Consider the following 25,276-nt stretch of genomic DNA (forward strand, 5'->3'; position numbering starts at 1 on the left):
AAGTCGATAGGGCAAGCGTGATCGTCGATGAGACGATGAGCTGCCCGCACACGGCAGATTGAAAACTCCAGTGCGATGTCTGCAACTGGAGTCTGTCGAACCCAGGGGAATCTCATGGCGAAGATGTCACTCATATCGAAATCGATTACTGCACTGGGAATCGTCAGTGTCGTCACCGGATGTTCACATCATCGCGCCCATCATCGGCCGATCTGCCCTCCGGGTGGGGCCTGTGCCACAGAGTCAGCGTGCTGCGAAGAAAACCCGTGCGGTAGCTGCGACCAATGTTCGAACGCAGGCTGGTGCTCAAACTTCATCGGGGCGTTTCATCGTTCTTCGAACGCAATTCCGGAAACGCTCCCTCTGGGAAGCATCGTTCGAGCACATGCTCAAGTCATGGAAACCAATGCGGAAGCGGTCGATTTTGTGATCTATCGACTCAACTTCGTTGGTCAGACTGCGGAACTGACCTCCGATGGTAAAGATCAGGTTCTGGAAATCGCTGCCCGTATGAGAAGTGCCCCGTTCCCGGTGCTGATCGAACGAGAGCCGAACAACTCCGATCCAGAGCTTGATGCTCTCAGACGGAATCTGATTGCTCAGATTCTGACAGACCTCGGAAATCCGGATGCGCAACAGCGAACAATTGTCGGCACACCTTACGGTCCCGGTTACTGGTCGCAACCCGGTCAAGGAACCTACTACCAGTTCATCAATTCAGGTGGGATGAATAACTTTGGTGGTGGATATGGTGGAGGATATGGTGGTGGTGGCTTCGGCGGTGGTTACGGCGGAGGCTTCTAACGAAGTTTGAATTCAACGTTAGAAAAGGGACCGGCAACGATGCTCCTGTTGCGGGTCCCTTTTTTATTGCGCTCACGCGAAATCAACGAAACACCAAAACAGACTCCTCCCTCTGCGCGTGGTCGGCGTTGTCCTATTTCACCGGAATAAGACAAATTGCGCCGGAGACGAGGAAGGCAATCACAATGGACAACGCAATAATCCACGTTGCTCGCCATCGATCTCTTCGACGGGACGCAGCCTGTTCCACGGTGTCTGTACGGTTCATGTCTGCTCCGACGTTGAATACCCCCAATAAACCATAGGCGACACAGAACCGGAATGCGGCTTGAAGAATTCCCAATGCGGCCAGCATCGCAGGGAAAAAGGTCAACGCTCTCACCACGGGGGGTGCTTTCAGGACGACCAAAATCGCACTGGAAGCGATCGTCAACAAGCTGAAAGCGATCCCCATCCAGATACGGGCACGAATTTCCCTGTTACCGATGTTGCACTGCCCCGGAATGTACTCTTGCTGAGTGCTCACGCCGACTCCTTCTCAGATTTGATTTCAAGCGAATTCGCAGCGATTTTACACTGACAATGCTGTTCAGCCACATTGGATACGTTGCTGCGGCCCTTGCTGGTTCGACACTTCAAAACCAGCTAGAATCTGAACCCGCAACAAGAGTTCACTTTCCCTTCTCGAAAGAACATCGATGAAGCTGTTTCACTGGGCGTTCATTGCCCTATTTACACTTCCAATTCATCAGGTTTTCGGCCAGCAATCCGATTCGAATCGACGCGACGATCGAGCTGTTTCGAAGGTCGAACTGAACGATGGCGATTCGTTTGTGTTTCTCGGCGACAGTATCACTCATCAGTGCTTGTACACACAATATGTAGAAAACTACTTCTACACACACTTCCCCCAGCTACGACTGAACATCCATAACGCTGGAGTCAGCGGTGCGCGCGCCTGGGACGCCCTCGCCCGGTTCGATCAGGATGTCGCTTCGTACAAGCCGAAGTACGTCACCATTCTCCTCGGGATGAATGATGCGAGCTACCGCCCCTACGATGAAGCGACCTTCCAGACCTATTCCAAGGATATGTCGGAAGTCATCGCAAAAATCCAGGCGATCGGTGCTCAGCCGATTCCGATGTCTCCCACGATGTATGACGCCCGCGCCATGCGAGCCAACAATTACCGCAATTTCAACGAAGAGACCAATTCACTCTACAACTCCGTTCTCGCGTTCTATGGTGCGTGGCTGCGAGAAGTCGCCTTCGAGAAGAAGTTGAACTTCGTCGACATGCACACTCCTCTCAATCAGCTGACAAGCCAGCAACGTGAAACCGACCCAAGCTTTACACTGATCCGCGATGCAATCCATCCGGATGCGCCGGGGCAGGTGGTCATGGCGGTTTCATTGCTTTCCGATCTTCATATGCCAGGTTTGGTCTCGTCCATTCAGATTCAGAAAAATGCAGATGGTACATGGACTGCCACAGGCGAGAACGGAGAGATTACAGATCTGAACGTCGACCACGATTCAGAGATCTCCTTCAACTTCCAAGCGAAGTCACTCCCATGGGTGCTGCCAGAGAACGCTCGCCTGGGAGTAGACCTGACCTATGCAGGACATCGACTCAGCCGCGAAGCATTTCAGGTGAGCGGGCTCCCTGTCGGGGAATACGAACTGAAGATCGATGGGCAGGCCGTCGGTCAATATTCCTCTGCGGAGCTGGCGGTCGGGATTGAACTCGAGGACAATCCTCTCACCCCGCAACATCAGCAGGCAGCCAAAGTCGCGGAATTGAATGCGAAGCGAAACCAGGCACACATCGCAGCATTGCGTTTGGAGTGGTTTCAGTTTCAAGAGTTCGCAAGGCTCAAACAGAGAAGCGAAAGTGAGCCCGACAATAAAGAACTCGAGGCAACACTTGCTCAGTTAACAGAGCACATAAAGTCCATCCAATCCCGCGTCGACGTGCATAATGCGAACGCAAAATTGATTGAAGACGAGATCTTCACGATCAATCAGCCTAAAAACTCGCATTACACACTATCCAGCGTAAGATAAGTGGATGCGACGTCGAAACTTAACTCTTCGCTGCCTTTCGGAGTGACCTCCGGGAGGCAGCTTTCGCAAAGTCACTTTCCACTTGGCCGAATTTGGTCACCAGAATTGCCGTCATGGTCAGCGAACAGAATCAGCAATACACCGTCCTTGCCCGCCGGTTTCGTCCGAAGTCTTTCGACGAAGTGGTGGGGCAAGAGCACGTCGGGCAAGCAATTCAGAATGCCATCAAAAATGGCCGTGTCGCCCATGCTTATTTGTTTACTGGAGCACGCGGAGTCGGAAAGACCTCTACCGCGAGAATCTTTGCCAAAGCACTCAACTGCCCCAACGTCAAAGATGGAGTCCCCTGCAACGCGTGCGATGCGTGCCAGGGGATCGGAGCGGGGAACGACGTCGACGTTCTCGAGATCGACGGTGCATCTAACCGCGGTATCGACGACATCCGACAACTCCGCGCAAATGTCAGTATTCGCTCGATGCGATCGCCGTACAAGGTGTATATCATCGACGAAGTGCACATGCTCACCAAGGAAGCCTTCAACGCTCTCCTCAAGACGCTTGAAGAACCTCCCCCGAATGTAAAATTCGTGTTCTGCACAACCGAGCCAAACAAGGTTCCAGACACGATTTTGTCTCGTTGCCAGAGATTCGACTTTGGCACAATCGACCAAACCAGTATCGCAGGTCGCCTCAAAGAGATCGCAGAAGCGGAAGGGAAGATCGTCGATGACGCCGCCGTGGAACTCGTCGCCCGACGAGCAGCGGGGTCGATGAGAGACAGCCAATCTCTGTTCGACCAGCTTCTCGCCTTTGGCGGTGAACGGATTACCGCGGACGATGTTCATCAGCTCCTCGGTACGGCCCCAGATGAACGGCTGATTCAACTCGTCGAATCGCTTATCGCCGGCCAACCCTCCATCGCACTCGTCGAAATCGAGACAGCATTGGAACGCGGAGTACAGATCGGAAGTTTCAGCGATCAGCTACTCGCATATTTTCGCGATCTCCTTGTTTCCGCAGCAGGCGCACACAACGTGTCGCTTTCCGCTGTGACCGAGTCCAGTCGGGAAAAAGTGCATGATCAAGCGAAACGCTGGGGGCTCCAGACGATTACCGCCGCCATGCAGATCCTCGCCGAGACGAAGTCACGCATGCAGCGTGCAACCTACTCTCGAGCACTGATTGAACTCGCGATCGTCCGGATTGCTTCACTCGAACAACTCGATCAAATCGCAGCACTGCTGCGCGCAGCCAGTGGCGGGTCCGCAGCGATTCAGCTTCCACCTCGTCAGCTGCCGCCGCCTGCGAAAGCACACAGCGAATCCAATCCGGGACGCCAGGTTGCATCGGATCCAGAGCCCGCACCGCCAATCCCGGTTCCGGAGAAAATCGCCCCTGCCGCTGTCCCTGCTTCTGTCCTCGGACCAGCTCCAATGCAGCCCGTCGAGGCACAACCTGAGCCAACGATTGCTCCCCCACCGGTTTCAACCGCGAGTGTTCAGCCACCCCCGATTGCAGCTCCCGATCCCGAATTTGAAAATCTAAAAAAAAACAGTGACGCAACCGTTCGGGGAAGTATTGTCTCCACCCAGTCATTGAACGATTACCAACCAGCACAAGACGATAGCTCAATGTCGGGGGAGGAGAATCCGTTTAATCACCAAAAGACGGAACCCACAACTGCAATAGAATTTAGAGAGGGCCAAGAGGCCAGATTCTGGGAAGCCCTATTGAACGCTGTCCCGGAAAAGCTCGCCGACAATTTAAGGAACTCCTGCAGAAGAGCAATTTTTGGACCAAATCGACTGGAAATCTACTTCCCCAAGAGCTATCTTTTCAGCAAGAGTTATTGTGAAAACCCCGACTCCTTCAAAAAGCTCGTTGCTTCAGTCGACGAACTGGCAGGACAGGCAATCGACTGTCGACTTCAGATCGACCCGAATGCCGAGTCCAATGTGAAGGCTCCGCCGAAACCGGTAAAGGCTCACACAATTGAAAGGAGACGTCCCTCCGTACTCGATGGAGACCATTACGTTCAAATGGTTGCCGCCGTTTTCGGTGGAGAAGTCAAGGACGTGCGAGTCGTTCCTGAGGCGGTCCTTCCTGCCGAGGGATCAAGTGATTCAGACGAAGAATAGATCACGAATTTACAAGGAAGTGTTTCAACAGCATGGCCGCACGAGGCTTCCAACCTGAACAACATCCCTTCGGTCCGGCTGTCGGACGGTTGGTAGAACAGTTCTCGAGTTTGCCGGGAATCGGTCGAAAGTCCGCCGAACGTCTGGCAAATTATGTGTTAAGTTGTCGAGACACAGATGCATTCGCCTTAGCGGATGCGATCTATGAAGTGAAGAAAAGCGTTCGCCGATGCCGCGTCTGTTTTAATCTGACGGAGCAGGAAGTCTGCTCAATCTGTCGTGATCCACGACGAGATCGAACAGTCGTCTGTGTTGTCGAACAACCTAAAGACGTTGCAGCTCTCGAAGCGGCATCAGCTTTCCAAGGAACTTACCACGTTCTAGGGGGGCGAATCGCTCCGCTGGAAGGAGTAGGACCTGACGATCTGACCATCGGACAACTTGTTCAGCGCGTCAAAGTCGATCAGGTAAAAGAGTTAGTGATGGCCACGAATCCAACTCTGGAAGGAGACGGAACAGCACTGTTCATCTCAAACCTTCTGGAAGAGGAACCCGTTTCAATCACGCGGCTTGCTCGCGGAATTGCGACAGGGAGTGTTTTGGAATTTGCGAATAAGGAAATGTTGGCCGATGCCATGCGAGGACGCCAGCAGTTTTAGAGTGAATCTCGACAGAGTTTGGAGTGCAACGGGCAGTCAGCACACGAATTGCAAGAGTACCGGATGATGTTTTTGTCGCCATTCGCCCTGACTTTATTCGAGCCAGCGGCGAACCGAAAATCGGTTGATTGATCCAAGTGAACTGCCACTCAAGAGTGAAAACTGGATTGAGTGAACACAGAATTGGTAGTCCCCGTTCCGCACGTCGGCGTCCCCTGAACAAGTGTATGAGTTTCGCGCCGAACAGGCACTGGTAAGAGCAGCGTGCTCTAGATCGAACCGAGATGCATTTAAACGTTTCACAACAAATGCGTATGAGCCAGCAAATGAAGCTGGCTCCCCGCATGATCCAGTCAATGGAGATCTTGCAGCTCCCGTTGATGGCGTTGCAGGAACGCATTGACCAGGAACTTGCTGAAAACGTCGTCCTCGAACAGATCGCGACTAAAAAAGACGAATACAAATACGAGGCTGCTGAATCTGAATTCGAAGCTCCGAAAGTCGAAATCGACCGCCGCGAAATGGTCTCGGATGACAACAACGCATCCGACTTCGAACGCCTTGTCGAAATTTCCAAAGAGTGGCCAGACGACAACTACACGTCCGGATCGCGCCCATCGAGTAATCGCATCGAAGAGGATGGGGATCGACAGAACGACGTGATGGCGAACTGCGAAAATCGCCCTGAGACGCTTCACGATCATCTCCTTGATCAATTTCATTGCGACGCCCCTGACCATCTCCGGAATTTCGGCGACTATCTGATCCACAACCTCGACGAGAACGGTCGTTTGCAGAGTTCGCTACCCGAACTCGCACAGGTTTTCGGAGAGAACATCTCTCGCGAGGACGCCGAACAGACACTCAAGCTCGTACAACGCCTCGATCCTCCCGGCGTCGGAGCGCGTGATCTCAAAGAATGCCTCCTGCTTCAAATTACGCCGGAGACTCCTCTTGGGGAGATCATGTACACGCTGATTGCAGACCATCTTGATGATGTCTTGCAAAACCGATTGCCTCTTATCGAACGCAAAACCGGTTACTCGCTCGATACGATCAAAGCGGGTATTGAACAAATGCGGACGCTGGAACCGTACCCGGGGCGGATTTTCGATACCCCTCGAGTGCAGACCATTGCTCCTGACCTGAAGGTCGCGAAGAACGAGGCAGGCGAATATGTTGTTGAGCTGATTGACGAATACGTCCCTCAACTCCGCATTAATCGCCGCTATATCCGCATGCTCGAAGGAAACCCGGACGCTGCCACGAAGGAATTCATTAAGCGGAAAATTGAATCAGCTAAATGGCTGATCGACTCCATCGAGCAGCGTTACAATACCCTCAGGCGCGTTGCTCAGGCCATTGTGGATCAACAAACCGAGTTTCTGGATCTCGGGCCAGAGTACATCAAGCCGTTGAAGATGCAGGACATCGCAGATGTGGTCTCCGTCCACGTCACTACGGTATCCCGTGCGGTCGATGATAAGTTCATCGCCACACCTCGTGGAATTTTCCCACTCAAACGATTCTTTGGCGGCGGAACGAAGACCAGCGACGGTGAAGATGTCGCCTGGGAAAATATTCGGCTCAAGCTCAAGGAAATCGTGGATAAGGAAGACAAAGCCGATCCTCTCAGCGATGATGCACTCGTCGCCGAATTGGCCAAAGGTGGGTTGAACCTGGCCCGTCGAACCGTCACCAAATACCGCAAAGCGATGAACATTCCATCATCCCGGCAGAGACGCGAATACTAGAGCACCTCTCACGAGAGTGTGGCGTTCCGGTGGCGATAAACCCAGCGCTAGAACGAGTCTTTGCCACCATTCGCCGCCGCACTCCCCGGAGACAGGGGCGAGTCCCATTTCAGGGACCTGATCGTGCGATGCCGGCTGATTGCCTAAAACCGGGTGTCTCTCAATCCCTGCGAACCTTCGCACGAATGCGTTGCCAATTGCGAAGCAGGTGCCCCGGCCCCGCAAGACAGATCGATTGCTCTTATCGCCAAGCGCAGGCAAGGTACCCCGAGACCATTGGCCCAGCAGCACACCGAACTTCTCGTCGACACGGCAACTCTACTTGAGAATTGTCGGTCGCTTGAAGATTTGCCCCGGATCGAGCTTTGTCTGGAGCTCCATCGCATCAATTGCATAGAGCGGACTGATCTCGATGGGAACACCTTTTTCGACGATCCCGCCAGCAGCTTCAATCCATTCTCGGGCAATGCTCAACAATGCCGCGCGAGACGTCTGCGGGGAGTCATTTCCTTCCCCATTCTTGACTGGATTGAACTCTCGCGTGCGAATTCCTTCGACGACGAGCGCGACCTTCGCATGCGGCAGAGCATCGAATATGAACTGTTCGAACTTGTTTGCATTCGGTTGAGCCGGAGCAAATTCCTCGCCAACCTCGTTGATCCCGGGAACCTTCTTCAAGGCCACATGAAACGGCAACGAGAGGTCGTCTTTCAGCAATTTCTCGATGAAGTTCAGCTTGAAGACATGGATCGCAGTATTTCCAGCCCAGAAAACCAGAGAGCCATCCGGCTGTTTACGCTTCGATTCTTCAATTGGAAGATCGCTGTACTCGATGATCTCCGTTCGCCCATCGACGGAAGCAAGCACGCCCATCTTTTCTTCAGGGGACACTTTTGAGACAACTTTCGTCGTCAGCTCAGAGTTACTCAATACATGATGCCCCAGCAGGATCGGGTCACATACAATCGCAGTTGGATTGTCCACCTGATGATAATACAGGTGTTCGATCCCACGATCTCTCATCACTCCGAGCATTCCAGTGTTCTGCAGCGCCCGCAACATGCCGCCATGACCGTCAGGGCTCGTCGCGACGCGGTCTTTTCGCTCCATCAGCATCTTCCCTGTGTCGACGTCGACTGCAGGAAGTGACGATTGCTGAAAGAAGAAGACGTTCTCTTCACTCAACCCGAAATATCGGTTCTGCTCGAAGAACGCGACCGTCGGACGATGTGTCGCCTCGCTGGTCATGATGAAATACGGGATGGACGCGTCGAACTGAATTGAGCGGGCGAGAACCTGCTCGCAGAGAATCTGAAACAGTGTCCGATCCGAGATCGGCCCGATCGGGTACATTCCCTTGGGAGCATTGAATCCCAGACGCGATCCCTGACCTCCAGCGACGAGAATTGCGCCGACTTTCCCTGCTCTCAACAAATCTTCGCCAGCTTCCAGTGCATCTTTCTGGCGTTGCCGATCCGCAGCGGTCGTAGGAATGCGAACAAGCTGCTGAGGAGACGTGGCGTTCTTCGCCTTTTCCACGAAGTCGACAGATGCCCCGGAAGTCGCCTGGCGGTCATCGATGAGTCGCTGCATCAATTGAAAATCGATGGAAAGAAGCTGTGCTTCCAGCGACTTTTGCTGCTCAGGGGAGAGTTCATCCCAGAACTGCACGAGATGTTCCTGCCCGACAGCCTGCAAAGGCTTGAGAATTCTTTGTGGAATCTGAACCGACATGTGCGTCATGATGATCGCCTCCCTGCCCGAAGCCTACCACATGGAATCGTGATGTACAGCCGGGTCGAATTTTCTACAACGAGCAGCCATACTAAGTAAATCGAAATTCGTGTGCTGTAGCAAGACTTTCGTTGCGACAAAAATCGATCTCAACTCACGATTGTCATCGAATCCGCGGACTTTGATTTTAGTTTCCATCTAGAGTGCAGATGTCAGGAGAATTTCAGCAATGGCCATTGGATTCGCGGTCGTCGGCACGGGCATGATCTCCCGCTATCACGCACAAGCTCTTGCTGCCATCCCCGACGCGAAATTAATCGGCTGCTACAACCACAACCCAGAACGAGCAGCCACTTTCGCTCAAGAATTTCAATGCGAAGCATTTTCGACACTCGAAGAAATGCTCGCACGGAACGACATTCAAGTCGTCACCATCTGCACACCCAGCGGTGCACATCTTGAACCCGCCGTCGCTGCCGCCAACGCTGGAAAACATGTTCTGGTCGAGAAACCACTGGAGATTTCGCTCGAACGCTGCGATCAAATCATCCGAGCATGCAAGGCTGCGAATACACTCTTAGGTGTGATTCTCCCGTCCCGGTTCAGCCCCGCAAATATCGCACTCCGAGATGCCGTCCAGTCAGGTCGCTTTGGAAAGCTGACTCTGGGAGATACGTACGTGAAATGGTGGCGATCTCAAGAATATTACGACGCCGGGGGATGGCGCGGCACGTGGGCACTAGATGGGGGCGGCGCCTACATGAATCAGGCAATTCACAATGTCGACCTCCTTTACTGGCTAATGGGAGACGTCGAAGAGATTTGCGGGCTCACGAGCACTCTCGCTCACGAGCGAATCGAAGTTGAAGATGTCGGAACCGCGATTGCCCGATTCAAAAACGGAGCACTCGGGACCTTCGAGGCGAGCACAAGCGTTTACCCTGGGCTACTCAAGAAGACCGAAATACACGGGACGACAGGCTCAGCAATCATTGAGCAGGATTCCATTCTCCTGTGGAATTTCAAAGAGGCGCTCCCGGAAGATGCGATGCTCATCGAGAAGTACGGGAAAGGAAACGAAGTGACCGGAGGGGCCGCTGACCCAAAGGCGATTTCCTTCACCGGTCATCAACGTCAGTTTGAAGATTTCATCGACGCCATCCAAACTGGGCGATCCCCCCTCATCAACGGAGAAGAAGGGAGAAAAAGCGTCGAAATCATTCTGGCAATTTATGAATCGTCGAAATCCGGACGGCGAGTCCGATTGCCTCTCGAAAGCAATTCTTGACAACAGGACCGTTTCATTGGCACGAGACACGGAAGTCTCTCATGAAAACGCGCGAGTCCCGGTCATTGGCCAGAGGCGTCCCCCCAAGAACTGCCAGCCCCTGTGGCAGTCAGGATGCCTCTTTCATTTTCGATTTTCGCTTCTGATTCGGAACCGACTTCCATCGGCGGTGCAACCAGAAATATTGCTCTGGAGACTTCATAATCGCCCGCTCGAGTGCTCGTGAGAATCGCTCGGTCACTTCACGGACTTCGTCGTCCGCGTCAATATTCGCAGCGTCGATCACCTCTTCACAGCCGACTTCAAACCGCGCCCAGCGTCCTTCATCGAAATCATCTTCGACTCGTCGCCCGTACCCCACGACAATCAACCCCTTGGTTTCCAATGCCATGAGAGCGATCGATTTATATGTGGATGCAGGACGCCCCATGAAGTCGACAAAGAGACCACGTCGCCCGGCATCCTGATCGCACATCAAGGCCATTGAGCCGCCGAGCTGCATGAGCTCGCCCATGCCATCCCAACCACCGCTCTTCAGCAACAGCAGATGTCCCGTTTGCTCTCGGGCACTGCGAAACCAGGTTTGCAGATACGGATTATCCAATTTCCTGGCGATCACCCCCATCTGGACTCCAAACACGCCAAAGGTGGCTGTCGACGCTTCCCAATTCCCATAGTGCCCCCCGACAAAATAAACGGGGCGCCCGGAATTGATCGCTTGGACGCAGACAGCGCGATTGTAAAACCGCATTACCTCACGGCAGTTTTCCAGTCGCAGCTTCCGAGGAAACTGAATGATTTCACAGACGAGCCGAAAGAGATGGACCCACATCCCGTAAATGAGCTTGTCGATTTCTTCTGAAGTCTTTTCCCCGTTGAATGCATGGCTGAGGTTTTCACGGCTCAACTCATAACGGGTCAGTTTACGAGGAACCAGGAAGTGCGTGACCCACGCGAGAAAATGAGCCAGTCGGTTGACTTGGCGAGGAGACAGAATTTCAACAACGCAACCGAATGAACGAAAGATGAAGTACTCAATCCGCCACTGAATTTGCTGTGAAATTGTTACTGGTTTCGCCATCCGTGCTGCCAATGACATCCCGTGAAAACTGAACTCATCCTCGATCCAGCAAGTGTCGCAGCCGAACGGACATTTGGTCAACACGGGTTTTACGCAAAAGTCGGAAGCGAACTAGTTACTGACCGCATCCAGAAAGTACATAAAAAAAGCCTGCTCGTGTTTAGACACGAGCAGGCCAGCAAATCGACTTAAAATTATTTGGCTCGCTTGCGCTCTGTCTTCTTAGGCGGAGCAGGAACCTTCTTCGACACCTTTTTCACAGCTGCTGCAGGCTTTGCCTTACCAGAAATCGCTCGATCAGCAACTTTCTTGGCAGGCTTCTTCAATGCCACTGTCTTAGCGGGTTTTGTGGATGCTGCCGCTTTCGCTGCTGGAGCAGCAGCCTTTGTTGCAGTCGATTTTGAAGAGGCGGCTGCTTTTGGAGCAGGTGCCGGAGCCGCTTTGGCCTTCTTCTTTTTCTTCGTCGGATTCTTGATCAGTTCTGCAAGGCGGCTGGCAGCTTCGAATGGATCGACTTCTTCGTCTTCTGGAGTCCATTCATCGAAGTGCTCCTTCAACACTGGATCGAGAGCAACGCACTTCAAGAGATGTCCGAGCTGAATTCCCTCGGCTTTTTTGATCCCGGCTTTGACCTCTTCCTCTGCAACAACAAGGTCATTGCATTTCGCATCGACCAAGCCTAACCAATGCAATGCATTGAGTATTGTCTGGTCGACTGGAAGGACGTGTGCGCCCAGCACATGCTGAACAGTATAGCCTCGGACGAACGATGTCTGAAACGGAATCGCATCGAGCTCTTTGACTGCCTGCTCCTGAGTCTTACGACGCAGAAACTCGAGGTCGAACACGTAAAACTTTTCGAAAACGTGCTGCAACGCTTCTCGGATTCGAAGCGCTTTCCAGTCAGCTCCGGGGAGTTCTCCCAAAGCAGACTCGATCTGAGATACCGAGCTCACCCGAATCTCATTCATGTCGAAGAACGGCTCAAGCAGCGATGCAAATGCAGCCTCTGCCTGTTCCTGAGTCGCATCTTCAATACAGATCGCGAACAACAACGTGTCGAATGCAGAACGATTCGATTTAGGCAACGAATTGCCGTATCGTCGCTTCATCTCAGTGATGAGCTTCTTCAGAATCGTCTGCTTGTCTGCTGCCTTAAGTGACTTGGCAGGCATCAATGCCTCCCGCTCTAGTGCAGGTCAATCTGGAATATTCTCGCTCCGACGCCACCTGGGCCGGACACCTTCGCACGCTATCAACGACCTCAATCGCAGTTCTGAAATACAAGTGACGGTGTCTCTCAGAGTTAAACCGACCACTGGTACGTCGATATCGCATGCGGGCCGGTATACACCGGAAAACTTTGGATCAGGTCCAGGACGCGATGGCCTGACTCTCCGAAGTCATCACCCTTTGTCGCCTTCAGGTGACTCCGGCTCATCATTCGCAGGTTCATCACTTACTTCATCAAAGTCGACATTGTTGTCGTCGTCGTCGTCCTCGTATTCTTCCCCTGCCATCGGTTCATGTTGCCGGAGCAGTTTGGAGACCTCGATACTTTTCTTGATACCTCGGTCGACAATGAAGGTCAGAACGGGAGTCGAGCGTAAGTCCAACTCATCCGCAATCCGGGATTGAATCCAACCCCGGGCCGCTTCCAACCCCTTGAGAGAGAGAGATTCCATCTTCTCATCTCCCATAATACTGACGTAGACCTTTGCGGTGCGAAGGTCTACAGGAACCTCCACATGCAAGACTGTCACATTCTTGACTCGCGGATCTCGCAACTCAATCAGAACAGCGGTACTGACGACCTGGCGAATCGCCTGTGCGACTCTTGCAGTTCGACGTGTTGACATACTTTACCCAATGTTGACTACGACTCGAAAAAAGCGTTTCACTACGAAATTCGCGAACGACTACTCATCCAGTTTTCGTTTGCGCTCTTCGATGCGATAGGCCTCGAGCAAGTCCCCTTCCTTCACGTCGTTGAAGCCGTCAAGACGGATACCGCACTCGAAGCCTTCTCTGACTTCTTTCGCGTCGTCCTTACCACGCTTCAGCGAAGCAATTCCGTAATGATTCAGAACCGTCTGGTCGCGAATCACGTGAACGCGGTTGTTCCGATCGATCGTACCATTGAGGATTCGGCAACCCGCGACTGTTCCAACGCGACTGATACCGAATGTCTGCAGAACCAATGCTCGGCCAGTAGCAACTTCGACCTTCTCGGGCTCCAGCAATCCTTCCAACGCCTGACGGATGTCTTCCGTGACGTTGTAGATGATGCGATACCGTCGAATCTCAACCCGCTCCTGGGCAGCAAGAGATTCCGCACGATCTTCTGCAATCACGTGGAATGCGACGATGATCGCGCCAGTGGAGGCTGCGAGGTAAACATCACTTTCGTTCACACCACCAACACCTGTGTGCAGGATTTTGATGCGAACTTCAGGATGCTCGAACTTCTCGAGTTCGTGACGAATCGCTTCCAGTGAACCTGGAGCGTCTGCCTTGATGATCAACGGCAGATCTTTGATTCCGCCGCCTTTGCTTGAAGCAAAGAATTCTTCCAGCGAAACAGGCCCACCACGCCCAGACAATGCCGCGGTCCGTCCACGCAACCGACGTTCTTCGGCAAATTCACGGGCCTGTTCGATATCCTGCATCACAAAAATGTGATCACCGGCACCTGGGACCTCATTCAAACCAGCAATCTTCACTGGAGTGGATGGACCAGCTTCCTGAATCTCTTCTCCGCGATCTGTATACATCGCTCGAACGCGACCGTAGGAAGGCCCGCACAGAACCAGATCACCAACTCGGAGAGTTCCCAGTCGGACGATTCCCCATGCCAAAGGACCGCGACCTTCGTCGCGGAAGGCTTCGAGACAGACCCCGTCAGCAGGCACGTTGACTGGTGAACGGTAATCCTGAAGTTCAGCTGTCACCAGAATTGTTTCGAGGAGGGAATCCACTCCCAAGCCTGTCAGACCGGAAACGCGGACGACTTCAACGTCACCCCCCCATTCAGACGGGAGAATCCCGTGCTGCGACAGTTCCGTGAGGACACGCTGTTCGTTGATTGTCGGGAGATCGCACTTGTTCATCGCAACGATGATCGGAACGCCAGCAGCCTTCGCGTGGCTGATACATTCAACTGTTTGAGGCATGACGCCGTCGTCAGCTGCCACCACCAGAATGATGATGTCCGTAACGTTCGCACCGCGAGCACGCATTTCACCGAAGGCGGCGTGACCAGGGGTGTCGACGAAGGTCATCTTTTGACCATCCTTCTCCACCTGATACGCGGCGATGTGCTGGGTGATTCCTCCAGCTTCGCCAGCCGCAACGTTCGCAGAACGGATTCGGTCGACCAATGTCGTTTTACCGTGGTCGACGTGTCCCAGAACAGTGATGATCGGCGGTCGAGAGACTAGTTCCACGTCGCTTCCCTGCGAATCCAGATTGAGACGATCAGCCAGCACTTCCTCAAAGTCCTGCTCACGCGCAATTTCCAGAACGACGCCGAGCTCCATCCCCAATTCCAACGCGACATCTTCATCGAGAAGATCGTTGATTGTGACCATTTTCCCTTGCGAGAAGAGAATCGTCAGCAAATCACGAGCGGGACGCCCCAAGTCCTCTGAAAGACTTCGAACGGTGATTGGAGTAGAAACAACAGCATTGGCTTTACGTTCAACCGCTCCGGAATTGCGACGTTGTCGCTTCACAGACCGGTGAATCACACGGTCGTCTTCATCTGCACCACCTTTGGTCTTCGTACGACGTCGTCGACGAGCTTCTCTCGCCTCTTCCAGTCCGAGACCACGAGCAGGGACGCCTCCACGACCTTTGGCTGGAGTTGCTTTGTCTTCCTCTTCTGTAGTCGGGGTCCGACGAACAGAATCATCGCGATTCTTCTTCAGAATATCAGCGAGTTTGTTTTTCTTGAGGACGTCGCCAGTGAGAGCCAAGTCTGGCTTGTGAATCGGCTCTTCGACCTTCTTCGCCACAGCTGGCTTGAAGTTTGGAGTCGCCAAAGCTGGGAGCGCTGGGCCGCGTTTTTTATTATCCCGTCGAATCGGCGCTGGAGCAGCTTCTTCCTGCACTCTTGCAGGTCGCTCTTCCGAGACGCGGACGGATCCATGAGGTCGCATTTCGCGAATCGGCGACGCCGATCGACTGGTTGCGACATATTCGGCACGAGTGATTGGAGCCGGTCGTTGTTCTACAGGCGGAACTGACTCTGCAGTGAGCGTGGAAATGACTGGCGAAGCAGGTGATGCCACAGACTTCTCAGATTGAATGGGCTGTTGAGGAACTTCCGCAACCACAGCGGGCGGATTCACAATAGGTTGATTAGGCTTGGGAGCTTCCTCCTCAACTGACGCTTCAGCGGAGGCACTCACAACTTGAGCGGGCTTAAGAACTTCAACCGGCTTAATCACTGGCGCGACAGACTTCGCGACTGGAGTGATTGCAGGTTTCACGGCAGGCTGAATCGTCGAAGGAGCCGATTCGCCACTCTTCTTACCCTCAGAAGGACTTCGCTGCCCTGACTGAGACAGATCACGCATCGATCGCGTCGGCACAGGGGCTGGTCGAACCGGTGCGGGAGGAACTGAGGTAGAACTTGCAGCGGCTTCGCTCTCGACGGGCGTGCTTGCAACCGTATCCTCAACGCTGTCGTGAGTCGGCACTACCAGTGAGTCAGCAGCGACAACTTCTTGATCAGAAAGGTCGCTTGTTGAATCAGCTGGAGAGACCGTCTCATCGAGAGACTGAGCAGACTCTTTACGAGGTGGCCGACGGGTCCGCATCTGTGTCGATAGCGGACCGCCGAGATCACGAATTTCGCGGGGTCGCAATTCACGAACTGGCTCATCGCGCGACAATTCAATTGCGGCAGGGACAGACGCTGACTCAGAGGCTTTGGCCTTGCCAGACAACTTCTGAAGATGGTCCATCAGCAGATCGCGCTCGGCCGGTGTGATGCTCGCAAGTGGCGAGCTCTTCACGTCCAAACCTGCGTCGTTGCAGTGTTGAATCAAATCCTTACTGTCAAAACCGAGTTCCTTCGCAAGCGCGAAGATGCGGATTTTCAATCGTCACCCCTCTAAATTTGATCTCCGGAATCGGCCGCGAATCCGATCTCTGGAGACGTCTGGCGCTTCCGACGCTATTTGCGCCACGCAACTTATGGCCTGTCCCTGCTGCCATAATACCAAAAATGACAGCAACGTCTTTCGACTTCGGCACATGCGGAAATCAATCCGACGCACCATCATTCTTGGCAACCGACTCAGCAGCTTCTGCTTCATCGGCCAATACTACTTCCCCTGGCGCTGATACATCGCCTGCCACGTCAGGATCTTCCTGAGGCTCCACTGCTGCGGGCAGCTGGCCCTCACTTTCTGCCTCGAGTCTATTGCCAGTCATGGCATCCAACTCGGCAGCCTCTCGTTCCACACGCTTCGCGTCACGTTCGATTGCTTTGCGGCGGTCCGTTTCATTTTCTTCCCGCTCGGCTTCCCGCTCGGCAAACTCGACTACCTCGTCGATTTCTTCGCTGCTGAGTCCGCCCAACTGATTCAGGTGGTCAGGTTCAATCACAGAAAGATCTTCGAAGCTGAAGAACCCTTGCGAAACCAATGATTCCGCCAGATCGGCGGTCACATGTGGAGCAGTGCTGAAGGCAGCCACTGAACGCTCAAGCTGATCGTCGAGCTCATCCTGTGTCATGACTTCGATGTCCCAACCGACCAGTTTGGAAGCGAGGCGGACATTCTGCCCCTTCTTACCGATGGCGAGAGACAACTGATCATCACGAACCAGAACGATCACTCGTCCCAGCATCGGGCACAAAATGACGTCCTCAACTTCGGCTGGCTGCATCGCATTTGGAATGAGGACCTGGAGGGCATCACTCCAACGGACAATGTCAATTCGCTCGCCATCGAGTTCGTCGACAATCGTCTTAATACGCGACCCACGAACGCCAACACACGCACCGACACAGTCGATGTTGTTATCAGCACAGGAAACCGCAACCTTTGAGCGATAGCCGGCCTCACGTGCCAGTGAGCGAACTTCAATCACTCGCTCTGACACTTCAGGAATTTCAACTTCGAACAGGCGGCGAACAAACTCTGGATGCGTGCGGGAAAGAACAACCTTGATACGGCTGCCGGCTTTGCGAACTTCCAGAACAACGGCACGAACACGGTCGCCGACGCGGTGCGATTCGCCTGGAATCTGCTCGCTGCGAGGGAGAATTGCTTCGACTTTTCCGAGACTGACTGAAGCAACACCGTGATCGACGCGAACAACAGTACCGTTCACCAGATGCGTACGCAGATCGTTGAATTCCGAGAAGAGCGAATCGCGTTCAGCTTCGCGAATCTTCTGAATCATCACCTGCTTTGCGGTCTGGGCTGCAATGCGACCTAGCAAGTCGCCCAGTTCTTCCGGCGGCAGTTCGGAACCGTCGAGAGTCGCACTAGCGTCTCCCGTTCCACGGTGAATACTGATGACGATCTCGCTCTCGTCGCCATAGTGCTTGCGCGCGGCGGAGAGAATAGCGGACTCAATCCCGCTAAAGACGATTTCCTTATCGATGCCTTTATCGCGATGGATGGCGTCAACAATGCGGAGGACCTCAGTGCCATTCATGTGCGTTTACTGTCAACGTTTTAGGTGAAAAAAAAGTGACTACATCTCACTTGTCATCACGTCACCTGAAAAGCCAGCCACCCCCACAAGTGGCTCAAGAAAATAAATCCCTGAACACCGTGGAATCGAGCACCGGCCGTTGTCAACGCCAATGCCTACATGGACGGGCCTCTCAGCTATTCCAGCAAACAAGCCGGACTGGTTTCGTGAAATCTACAACGAACTCTTGCGAGCCAGTTAGTAACAATATGCCCCATGAACAGATGTGTCAAGAATCACACGTTTTTTGGAACGCCGAATCTCTGAATCTGCATAAAAAGCACCGTCTAACTCGACTGCTTTCCCGAGAATTGGAGCTACAAGCGATTCCCCTTCTCCAGTTCACCCATTCTCGAGGGCAATTCCGAGGCTTTCACAAGCCCCGAAACCATCGTATACAATTAAAGTCGAAGCTGTGTTTTGATCGCCATTTTGATTGGCTCAACCTAAAGCAAATCAGGCGGTCTCCAACAAAGGAGACCGCCTGAATGCATCAATTCAAATCAATCGACACTAGTTGATCCCGAGCGCCCCCTGGAATTCGCTTACAAAATTACGGCGAATCCCGTTCTGAGCTTCGTATCGCGAAGTCCAATAGGCCATATCTTCAGGATACGGCTTACGCCCCAGCAGCAACTCAATCACCTGAGCGACATACAAGTCACGGTTGTTGCCGTAGCGATTAAAGAACTGATCATTGGACAAGAGCGCCAGCTGAACCTGAGACATTGGAACACCAGATTGGATCTGCTGCATCCATGCGACGAGTTCTCGATCAGACGGCTGCCGACCAAGGTAATCGTTGAACCACTTAACGATCTGAGCGACCTGAGCATCCTGTGCCTGAGGACCGGTTGGATACGTCGGATAATTAACGTTCCCCTGAACCTGATCCAACTGGAGTGCAACAGTTCGCACTGCACCCTGATGCATCGGAACCTGCTGAACCTGGCTTGTTCGGAAGATCTCGCGGCCATTCGAAAGAACGTTCGCGTAGACCTGATATCGACCATTCACATTCAGGTTGGCTGGATCGTAGTCAATCGTAAACGGTATTGGATACGTTGTCAGATTCTCGATCTGGCGACTTGCGATCGTCACAGGAGTCGATCGACTGCCGACTACTTCCCGCAACTCGACATTCACAACGGCGTTCGCTGGTAGATTTTGACGGTTCTGAACTGCGATTGATCCGGACAACGTCGCCAGTCGGGAATCTAGTTGCACGGGAACGTTCACCAAAGAGCGATCACGGCTATTCTGAACCAACAGTGTGACCCAGCCGTTCTGATCAGCGGAGCGATCAAATTCGGTGGCACAGTCAAAAAGCTGACCATTGACGTAACCGACCTGATAACCGTTCACTGAAATCACCCGGTCATTCGGCTCGAGACCTGCACGCTGTGCAGCCCCCCCGTTGACAAGCGTGTGAATCTGAACGCCGGTGTCAGTATCCTTCGACATGATCCCCAGTCGCCACTTTTTTAACCCCAGATTTGGGTTCTGTGACCCCGGTGGAACATATCCCGGATTGTACTGCGGGTTCAGACGTGTCCGGTCATTCAGATTTGGATTGACCCCGGTTCCCGTTCCTGGAGCAACATAACTTGGTGTCACTTGCCCGGGGTACGTTGGACTCCCCGGATAGTTTGGGTTGATACCCGGAATGTTCGGGTTGTAAATCCCGGGGTTGTAAAATGGGTCCAGCGACTGCGTGCCGCCGGGGGTGTTGTTGAAATAGTTCTGACCGGGCAAATAAGCCGGATCAAAATTATTCGACTGTGGGGTTACTTGACCGGGAAGTTGGTATCGGGAGCTCACATTCGGGTCAACCGCTAATGCAATCCCGTCCGCTCCTATGGCAAAATAGCCCGCCAGCAGTGTGGCTGCTAATGAAATCCGTTTCATCACGATGCTCCTGGCTCGCATGTTGTTTTTAGTGTCTGGCTTGAAATGAAAACGCCTGCTCAAGAAATGCAATCAGGCTCGACACGAAAGTCGGGAGACAGAATTGTCTCCCGAGAGATCATTGAAATTTAGTTAAGAACCTTGAGGTCGACTGCATCCAAAGCGAGCTGTGCTGCTCGGCCATTCACTGGAAACAACTCGCCTGCCACAACGTCCTGCTGACCTTTGACACTGAAGATGTACTTCAGAAACTCTTTCTCGATCGCTGGGAGCTGTGTGTTAGGAGCACGGTTCACAATGATCTGCAGAGGACGCACCAGCGGGTAGACAGCATCGTGTGCGGTCGCTGCCGGATGATCGTCAAGCCACTTCAAAGGAACCATCTTGACGTCGGGAGTTGCGAAGCCAGCACCTCCAAAACCGATTGCGCCCGGAGTTTTGGCAATCGCGTCCACCATCTCAGCATTGCTGATATGGGACACCATTCCATCACGGAAATCGCCGCCGCCCAGAATCGCAGCCTGGAAAAACACCTGTGAACCGGTCTCGTCACGACGAGCCTGACACGTGATTGGAGTTGAAGCGAGTGCACCAGCCACTCCCACATCGCCCCAGGTCTGTGCAGTTTTGGCAGCACCACGCTTGAGGGATTTGGAGTAAATCGCGTCCAGCTGAGCAAAAGTCAACGATTCAATCGGGTTGTCTTTGTGGACATAGATTGCAATCGGCTCGATCGCTGGAGTCAAAACTGTGGGAAGGTAACCATACTTCGCGTGAAACTTTCGCACTTCTTCTTCCGAAATTGTTCGAGACAGAAGCCCGAAATTTGCCTCACCGTTGATGACGGCATCGACGGCGGAAGCTGAACCCTTTGGATCAATCTTGATTTCCACGCCGGGATAGAACTGCTTGAAGTGATCGCTCCAGATTGCCCCCTGTTGCGACAACGTGTATGAGCCGCTCAGCACGAGATTGCCGGAAAGACCTTCGACTCGCGTGTAAACGGGCAGGCCTGGATCAACGACAGACTGCGCAAAAGCCGTGCTGGCGATCAGAAGAAGCGCCCAACCAAAGCATGATTTCAATCCGTTAATCCTCATTCAACTTCCCTCCTTGATGATGATCTGCACGCATTCGACCAGCCTCCATTGTGAACCAACGGCAGACTGCATCCCTCTCCCCTCTCATCGCCCGAGAGGCCTTGTGTGCAGTTATAATCCACGGACTATATGCAGTTCGGCAAAATCTGCTCAAGATGAGTTTCCCGGGGATTTCGGAAAACGAAGGGGAGGCGGTCGGATGCGAACAATCTCGCAACCCCAAGCACCTTCACCTGGGCAGGCATGCCCCCGGGGAATCGCTATTCAGCCTCCAGTAAGCTGGACGCACTTCGTCCACAATTGAAGAGATCGATAATCGACCCTGACAGGCAAGTTTCACCTTCGATTCACTCTGGACCCCCTGCCCCCATCGTGGCATAATCGTCCCTCCATAGCAGACGCATTGGAAGTGGATTCAACTCCCGGATTTACCTGCCTGCAATTGGTCTCCGTAGCTCAGCTGGATAGAGCGCTGCCCTCCGAAGGCAGAGGTCAGAGGTTCGAATCCTCTCGGAGACACTTTCTTAACCCCACTCGACAGATGCCATTCAAGCTTCTCTGTCCGCTTTATTGCCGCCCGCTGCTATTGGCGACGCTTTTGTCGAACGCTTGTCGTTACTTCCACAATTCTATCGAAGAACAAATGCGGAGTACTCACACACGACTCGTCCAAAAATCAGTTAATTGATTTTCCTCGGAAAATAAAATAAACCCTTTGACTGCTCTGAACGTATTTAACTCCGTGGATGGCGACAGAGAAGTTGGCCCGCCTCTTTAGAAACCCCAGCCAAATCGGAAACTCAGCATGCAAGATTTCGACACAGAATCAGACGCGGACTCAGAGACACCCCCGTCCACTTACTCTGCTGAGGAGAAGAACTGGGCACTGGCGATGCACCTGTCGCAATTTGCAGGATATGCGGTCCCGCTTTTAGGATTCATCGCTCCGATTGTCATTTGGCAACTGAAGAAGGATGAATTCCCTGCGCTCAACGCCCACGGAAGGAACATCACGAACTGGATGATTTCAGTCGTGATCTACTCGATTATCGGTTTCATGCTGGCGTTCGTTCTGATCGGAATTCCATTTCTCATGTTGCTTGTGGCAGTTGCAGTAATTTTTCCGATCATCGGTGGAATCAAGGCAAGTGAGGGAGTCGCCTGGAAGTACCCCGGGACCATCAGCTTCCTCTAGCGAACGCGGAGACTTCCTGACAGTCAATCCCCCCTTGCCGATCGTCTCAGCAATGGGGGATTTCTTTACCAGCCCAATGGCCAAGCGACGAAATCGGCACCCACACTCCAAGGCCGGTTCGGACCTACGCCAGCGATTAGTTGCTCGACAGTGAAACACGCAGGAACATCTCCCGTTCGCAAATAGCCTCAAAACATTCTTCGCAAATATTGATGGCTCACTGCTGGGAACGCGAACAATCTCGCTACTTCGCCAGCACCGCTGCCCCCAAATAGACGACCATGAGCATTCCGACAAGGCTGATCACAATCGCCGCGACTGTTTCCATTGAAATCATTCGAAATTGAATCGGCTCTCCCCGCCGGAGACTTCTCACCACCAACGAGTGCTTCAACACGGCAAAGAGATTCACAACGACTCCGAGCGCGACAAGTAACACTCCCACCCAGAGCGACAGGCCCTGATCTGAAACTTCCTTGGTCCCCTGCAATTGCACAATTTCTCTGATAAACAGCCCAAATCTCGCGACGACGAAACCGAAGCCCATCATCGCCAGACCGGTTCGTACCCACGCCAGTAATGTCCTCTCGGCCGAGAAATAGGCGGAAAGGTCTCCATCTTGGTTCGACTGTTCTCCCCCTGCTGACACAGCATCCCCTCTCGACGGCGAAAAAATCATTCGGGACATAAAGAAGGCCACCCGAGTCACGAGTGGCCTTCACAAAAATTCGAACGCAACACTGAAAACTAGTTCCCTACTGGTCGTGAGGGAGCAGCCTTGCTGGTTGTCACTTGGGCTTGTAGATCGGCAACGTAGTCCAATGCGATGTTCAGAACTTCATCTTCGTAGAATCGCTTTGGAAAAATCGGAGCCCCTGGCTTAGGCACAGCGGCTTCTTCCGATGTGAGCGCTTCAGTCTCTTTCTTGGCGATCTCTTCTTCGCCACGCTCTTTCTTGGCAAGTTCTTCATTGAGCGTCAGCTGAGTACGATCCTTTCGCTCAACGTAACGAGCGATCGCCTTGTTGATCTTTTCGAAGTCCTCCGAAGCTGCAATTCGAGTTTCGCTCTTTTTCTGTAGATCAGAAACGATGGCTGGATTCACCATACGCCCCTCGGAGTACTTCACAGGTGCCACTTTGTCGAATGGCAAAGCGTTGTCCAAGGAAGACTCTCCAAGATCGAAATGATCAATCAGCGACGGAAGAACAATGTCAGAACGGACACCGTGATTCTGGGTGCTGTCACCGTTGACACGGTAGAACTGCTGGATTGTTAACTTCAACTTACCGCGATCCCCTTGACGCACTCGACTGAAGAGTTGCCCCGGAGTGACGTCCATCAAACTCTGCACGGTTCCTTTACCGTGAGTCGTCATGTCCCCAACAATCAGACCACGCTTATAGTCTTTGATGACGCCAGAGAAAATTTCAGAGGCAGATGCGGATAAGCGATTTTGCAGAACAATGAGAGGCCCGGCGTATTTGATCCCCGGTTCACGATCATCCAGCGAATTCACAAGTCCGCTCGGTTCTTTCACCTGAACAACAGGTCCTTTGTCAATAAAGTGACCTGAGACTTCGACAGCTTCCGGAAGTGCTCCTCCGCCGTTATTTCTCAAGTCGATAATCACCGCGTCAACCTGCTGAGAAGCAAATGATTCCAGAACGCGAGCGACGTCAACCGCGGCACTCTTGAAAGTACCACCTCCTTGAGCACCAGCGAAGTCGCGGTAGAACGAAGGAAGACTGATCACCCCAATTCGCCCCGGCCGACCAATTCGATCGGTCGTGTCGATGATCTCTCCCTTCACTTCGGACTCACCCAATTCGATTTTCTTACGAACCAGTGAAATCAATTTTGTCTCACCGCCATCAGCAGGCTTGACTTGAAGTCGCAAGGCTGTTCCGCGAGGTCCACGGATCATGCGGACAACTTCGCTGAGCTTCATATCGAAGACGTCGACAATTTCCCCATTTCCGGACTTGTCGACACCGACAATTTTGTCGTTGAGCTTCAGACTTCCCTCTTCTGCTGCAGCCCCGCCTGGGACGATTGCAGCGACGATTGTGTATCCATCTTCACCCTTCAGCGAAGCCCCGATGCCGTCCAAAGAGAGACGCATCTGGATTTCAAAGTCTTCCCAGCTGTGAGGAGACATGTAGGTTGAATGCGGATCGTAGCACTGAAGCAACGCTGTCAGATAAATCTCCAGCTCTTCGCCGGGGCTATACTGGTCAACGATGCGGCGATTATTTCGGTATCGCTTGGAGAGCTTTTCTTGAGCCTCTTCAATTGTCAGCCCATCGAGCTTGAACTGGAGGAGGTCAAATTTGACCCGTTTACGCCAGCGTTGATCCAACTCTTCCTGAGTCTTCGACCAGACCTGCTTCTTCGGGTCGGTTTCGATCATTTCATCGATCGAGAAGTCGTAGTTTTCCTGAACGATCGCGACAGCCATATCCATCTGATGGTCGAGACGTTGCTTGTAGCGATTGAAGACGGTGTAGGCGAAGGCGACATCGCCGGCTTTGATTTCATCGTCGAGTGTTGTTCGATGTTTTTCGAATTCCAGAATATCCGACTGAAGGAAGTAGAGTTTCTGTGGATCGAGATCTTTCAGAAAAGAGTCCAAGAGCGAGCTGGAGATATTGTCGTCGATATCTTTTCGATAGAGATGAAACTTGGGAATCATCTTGGCGACAAGTTTCGCAGTCTCCTGATCAGCAGGATCAGCGGACGAAATGCTTTGAGCGAACGCGGTCGACAGTCCTAACAACAACAGCGTCAGTGCTGTAAACCGTCTGACTCGAGTCGCATCGAGAGAATTCATGCT

18 protein-coding genes and 1 tRNA gene are annotated in these 25,276 nt (G+C 53.0%); 8 read left to right on the plus strand and 11 right to left on the minus strand.

Annotated elements, in window-relative coordinates:
* The first annotated feature begins 114 nt into the window (after nt 1–114).
* A complete protein-coding gene (locus tag SH668x_RS12955; protein ID WP_437185484.1) occupies nt 115–804 on the plus strand; it encodes a hypothetical protein in 690 nt (229 codons plus the stop codon).
* 133 nt (nt 805–937) lie between these two features.
* On the opposite strand, the gene SH668x_RS12960 is transcribed toward SH668x_RS12955, so the two are convergent.
* Nucleotides 938–1,330 carry a hypothetical protein gene (locus SH668x_RS12960; RefSeq protein WP_437185485.1) on the minus strand — a complete coding sequence of 131 codons (393 nt, stop codon included), beginning with the start codon at nt 1,328–1,330 and terminating at the stop codon, nt 938–940.
* Between the two features lie 172 nt (nt 1,331–1,502).
* Here SH668x_RS12960 and SH668x_RS12965 point away from each other — a divergent pair, with 172 nt between their 5' ends.
* From SH668x_RS12965 to rpoN, 4 genes are all read left to right on the plus strand, one after another.
* The gene (locus SH668x_RS12965) at nt 1,503–2,870 is read left to right on the plus strand and encodes an SGNH/GDSL hydrolase family protein (protein ID WP_437185486.1); all 1,368 of its coding nucleotides are present in this window, start codon (nt 1,503–1,505) and stop codon (nt 2,868–2,870) included.
* A 113-nt stretch (nt 2,871–2,983) separates the two neighbouring features.
* Nucleotides 2,984–5,008 (plus strand): DNA polymerase III subunit gamma/tau, encoded by a 2,025-nt coding sequence (gene dnaX / locus SH668x_RS12970; protein WP_437185487.1) that lies wholly within the window; start codon nt 2,984–2,986, stop codon nt 5,006–5,008.
* A 32-nt stretch (nt 5,009–5,040) separates the two neighbouring features.
* Nucleotides 5,041–5,667: a recombination mediator RecR gene (gene recR / locus SH668x_RS12975; RefSeq protein ID WP_437185488.1), complete on the plus strand. Its 627-nt coding sequence runs from the start codon at nt 5,041–5,043 to the stop codon at nt 5,665–5,667.
* 308 nt (nt 5,668–5,975) lie between these two features.
* Entirely contained in the window at nt 5,976–7,421 is a 1,446-nt protein-coding gene (rpoN, locus tag SH668x_RS12980; protein WP_437188551.1) for an RNA polymerase factor sigma-54, read from the plus strand.
* 318 nt (nt 7,422–7,739) lie between these two features.
* On the opposite strand, the gene SH668x_RS12985 is transcribed toward rpoN, so the two are convergent.
* Nucleotides 7,740–9,164 carry a UTP--glucose-1-phosphate uridylyltransferase gene (locus tag SH668x_RS12985; RefSeq protein ID WP_437185489.1) on the minus strand — a complete coding sequence of 475 codons (1,425 nt, stop codon included), beginning with the start codon at nt 9,162–9,164 and terminating at the stop codon, nt 7,740–7,742.
* Between the two features lie 220 nt (nt 9,165–9,384).
* Between SH668x_RS12985 and SH668x_RS12990 the strand changes: the two genes are divergently transcribed.
* The gene (locus SH668x_RS12990) at nt 9,385–10,443 is read left to right on the plus strand and encodes a Gfo/Idh/MocA family protein (RefSeq protein WP_437185490.1); all 1,059 of its coding nucleotides are present in this window, start codon (nt 9,385–9,387) and stop codon (nt 10,441–10,443) included.
* Nucleotides 10,444–10,552: 109 nt separating this feature from the next.
* Here SH668x_RS12990 and SH668x_RS12995 read toward each other — a convergent pair whose 3' ends face one another.
* The 7 genes from SH668x_RS12995 to SH668x_RS13025 all read right to left on the minus strand — a co-directional run bounded on the left by SH668x_RS12995 (nt 10,553) and on the right by SH668x_RS13025 (nt 21,246).
* Nucleotides 10,553–11,524: a lysophospholipid acyltransferase family protein gene (locus SH668x_RS12995; RefSeq protein ID WP_437185491.1), complete on the minus strand. Its 972-nt coding sequence runs from the start codon at nt 11,522–11,524 to the stop codon at nt 10,553–10,555.
* A gap of 194 nt (nt 11,525–11,718) precedes the next feature.
* Complete coding sequence (locus tag SH668x_RS13000) at nt 11,719–12,699, minus strand: hypothetical protein (RefSeq protein WP_437185492.1); 981 nt, start codon at nt 12,697–12,699, stop codon at nt 11,719–11,721.
* Between the two features lie 231 nt (nt 12,700–12,930).
* On the minus strand, nt 12,931–13,383 hold the full coding sequence (gene rbfA, locus SH668x_RS13005) for a 30S ribosome-binding factor RbfA (RefSeq protein ID WP_437185493.1): 453 nt from the start codon (nt 13,381–13,383) through the stop codon (nt 12,931–12,933).
* Between the two features lie 60 nt (nt 13,384–13,443).
* Nucleotides 13,444–16,632: a translation initiation factor IF-2 gene (infB, locus tag SH668x_RS13010; RefSeq protein ID WP_437185494.1), complete on the minus strand. Its 3,189-nt coding sequence runs from the start codon at nt 16,630–16,632 to the stop codon at nt 13,444–13,446.
* A gap of 163 nt (nt 16,633–16,795) precedes the next feature.
* Entirely contained in the window at nt 16,796–18,199 is a 1,404-nt protein-coding gene (nusA, locus tag SH668x_RS13015; RefSeq protein WP_437185495.1) for a transcription termination factor NusA, read from the minus strand.
* Between the two features lie 552 nt (nt 18,200–18,751).
* Nucleotides 18,752–20,146, minus strand: coding sequence for a YbaY family lipoprotein (locus tag SH668x_RS13020; RefSeq protein WP_437185496.1), 1,395 nt, complete (start codon nt 20,144–20,146; stop codon nt 18,752–18,754).
* Between the two features lie 128 nt (nt 20,147–20,274).
* Nucleotides 20,275–21,246, minus strand: a complete 972-nt coding sequence (locus SH668x_RS13025) for a PstS family phosphate ABC transporter substrate-binding protein (protein ID WP_437185497.1) — start codon at nt 21,244–21,246, stop codon at nt 20,275–20,277.
* A 445-nt stretch (nt 21,247–21,691) separates the two neighbouring features.
* Here SH668x_RS13025 and SH668x_RS13030 point away from each other — a divergent pair.
* A tRNA-Arg gene (locus tag SH668x_RS13030) sits at nt 21,692–21,765 on the plus strand.
* Between the two features lie 286 nt (nt 21,766–22,051).
* Nucleotides 22,052–22,441, plus strand: coding sequence for a DUF4870 domain-containing protein (locus tag SH668x_RS13035; protein WP_437185498.1), 390 nt, complete (start codon nt 22,052–22,054; stop codon nt 22,439–22,441).
* 244 nt (nt 22,442–22,685) lie between these two features.
* On the opposite strand, the gene SH668x_RS13040 is transcribed toward SH668x_RS13035, so the two are convergent.
* On the minus strand, nt 22,686–23,129 hold the full coding sequence (locus tag SH668x_RS13040; RefSeq protein WP_437185499.1) for a YidH family protein: 444 nt from the start codon (nt 23,127–23,129) through the stop codon (nt 22,686–22,688).
* Between the two features lie 59 nt (nt 23,130–23,188).
* Nucleotides 23,189–25,273: a carboxy terminal-processing peptidase gene (locus tag SH668x_RS13045; RefSeq protein WP_437185500.1), complete on the minus strand. Its 2,085-nt coding sequence runs from the start codon at nt 25,271–25,273 to the stop codon at nt 23,189–23,191.
* Between the last annotated feature and the right edge of the window lie 3 nt (nt 25,274–25,276).

This window comes from Planctomicrobium mucosum (assembly GCF_051466335.1).
In the GTDB taxonomy this organism is placed as follows: Bacteria; Planctomycetota; Planctomycetia; order Planctomycetales; family Planctomycetaceae; genus Planctomicrobium.

What these genes read in the sequence shown, in the direction of transcription:
- rpoN (WP_437188551.1), top strand. Translation starts at nt 5,976, where the DNA reads ATGCGTATGAGCCAGCAAATGAAGCTGGCTCCCCGCATGATCCAGTCA.
- SH668x_RS12985 (WP_437185489.1), bottom strand. Translation starts at nt 9,164, where the DNA reads ATGACGCACATGTCGGTTCAGATTCCACAAAGAATTCTCAAGCCTTTG.
- SH668x_RS12990 (WP_437185490.1), top strand. Translation starts at nt 9,385, where the DNA reads ATGGCCATTGGATTCGCGGTCGTCGGCACGGGCATGATCTCCCGCTAT.
- nusA (WP_437185495.1), bottom strand. Translation starts at nt 18,199, where the DNA reads ATGAATGGCACTGAGGTCCTCCGCATTGTTGACGCCATCCATCGCGAT.
- SH668x_RS12955 (WP_437185484.1), top strand. Translation starts at nt 115, where the DNA reads ATGGCGAAGATGTCACTCATATCGAAATCGATTACTGCACTGGGAATC.
- SH668x_RS13040 (WP_437185499.1), bottom strand. Translation starts at nt 23,129, where the DNA reads ATGTCCCGAATGATTTTTTCGCCGTCGAGAGGGGATGCTGTGTCAGCA.
- rbfA (WP_437185493.1), bottom strand. Translation starts at nt 13,383, where the DNA reads ATGTCAACACGTCGAACTGCAAGAGTCGCACAGGCGATTCGCCAGGTC.
- SH668x_RS13035 (WP_437185498.1), top strand. Translation starts at nt 22,052, where the DNA reads ATGCAAGATTTCGACACAGAATCAGACGCGGACTCAGAGACACCCCCG.
- SH668x_RS13045 (WP_437185500.1), bottom strand. Translation starts at nt 25,273, where the DNA reads ATGAATTCTCTCGATGCGACTCGAGTCAGACGGTTTACAGCACTGACG.
- dnaX (WP_437185487.1), top strand. Translation starts at nt 2,984, where the DNA reads ATGGTCAGCGAACAGAATCAGCAATACACCGTCCTTGCCCGCCGGTTT.
- SH668x_RS13000 (WP_437185492.1), bottom strand. Translation starts at nt 12,699, where the DNA reads ATGCCTGCCAAGTCACTTAAGGCAGCAGACAAGCAGACGATTCTGAAG.
- SH668x_RS12995 (WP_437185491.1), bottom strand. Translation starts at nt 11,524, where the DNA reads ATGGCGAAACCAGTAACAATTTCACAGCAAATTCAGTGGCGGATTGAG.
- SH668x_RS13025 (WP_437185497.1), bottom strand. Translation starts at nt 21,246, where the DNA reads ATGAGGATTAACGGATTGAAATCATGCTTTGGTTGGGCGCTTCTTCTG.
- recR (WP_437185488.1), top strand. Translation starts at nt 5,041, where the DNA reads ATGGCCGCACGAGGCTTCCAACCTGAACAACATCCCTTCGGTCCGGCT.
- SH668x_RS13020 (WP_437185496.1), bottom strand. Translation starts at nt 20,146, where the DNA reads ATGAAACGGATTTCATTAGCAGCCACACTGCTGGCGGGCTATTTTGCC.
- SH668x_RS12965 (WP_437185486.1), top strand. Translation starts at nt 1,503, where the DNA reads ATGAAGCTGTTTCACTGGGCGTTCATTGCCCTATTTACACTTCCAATT.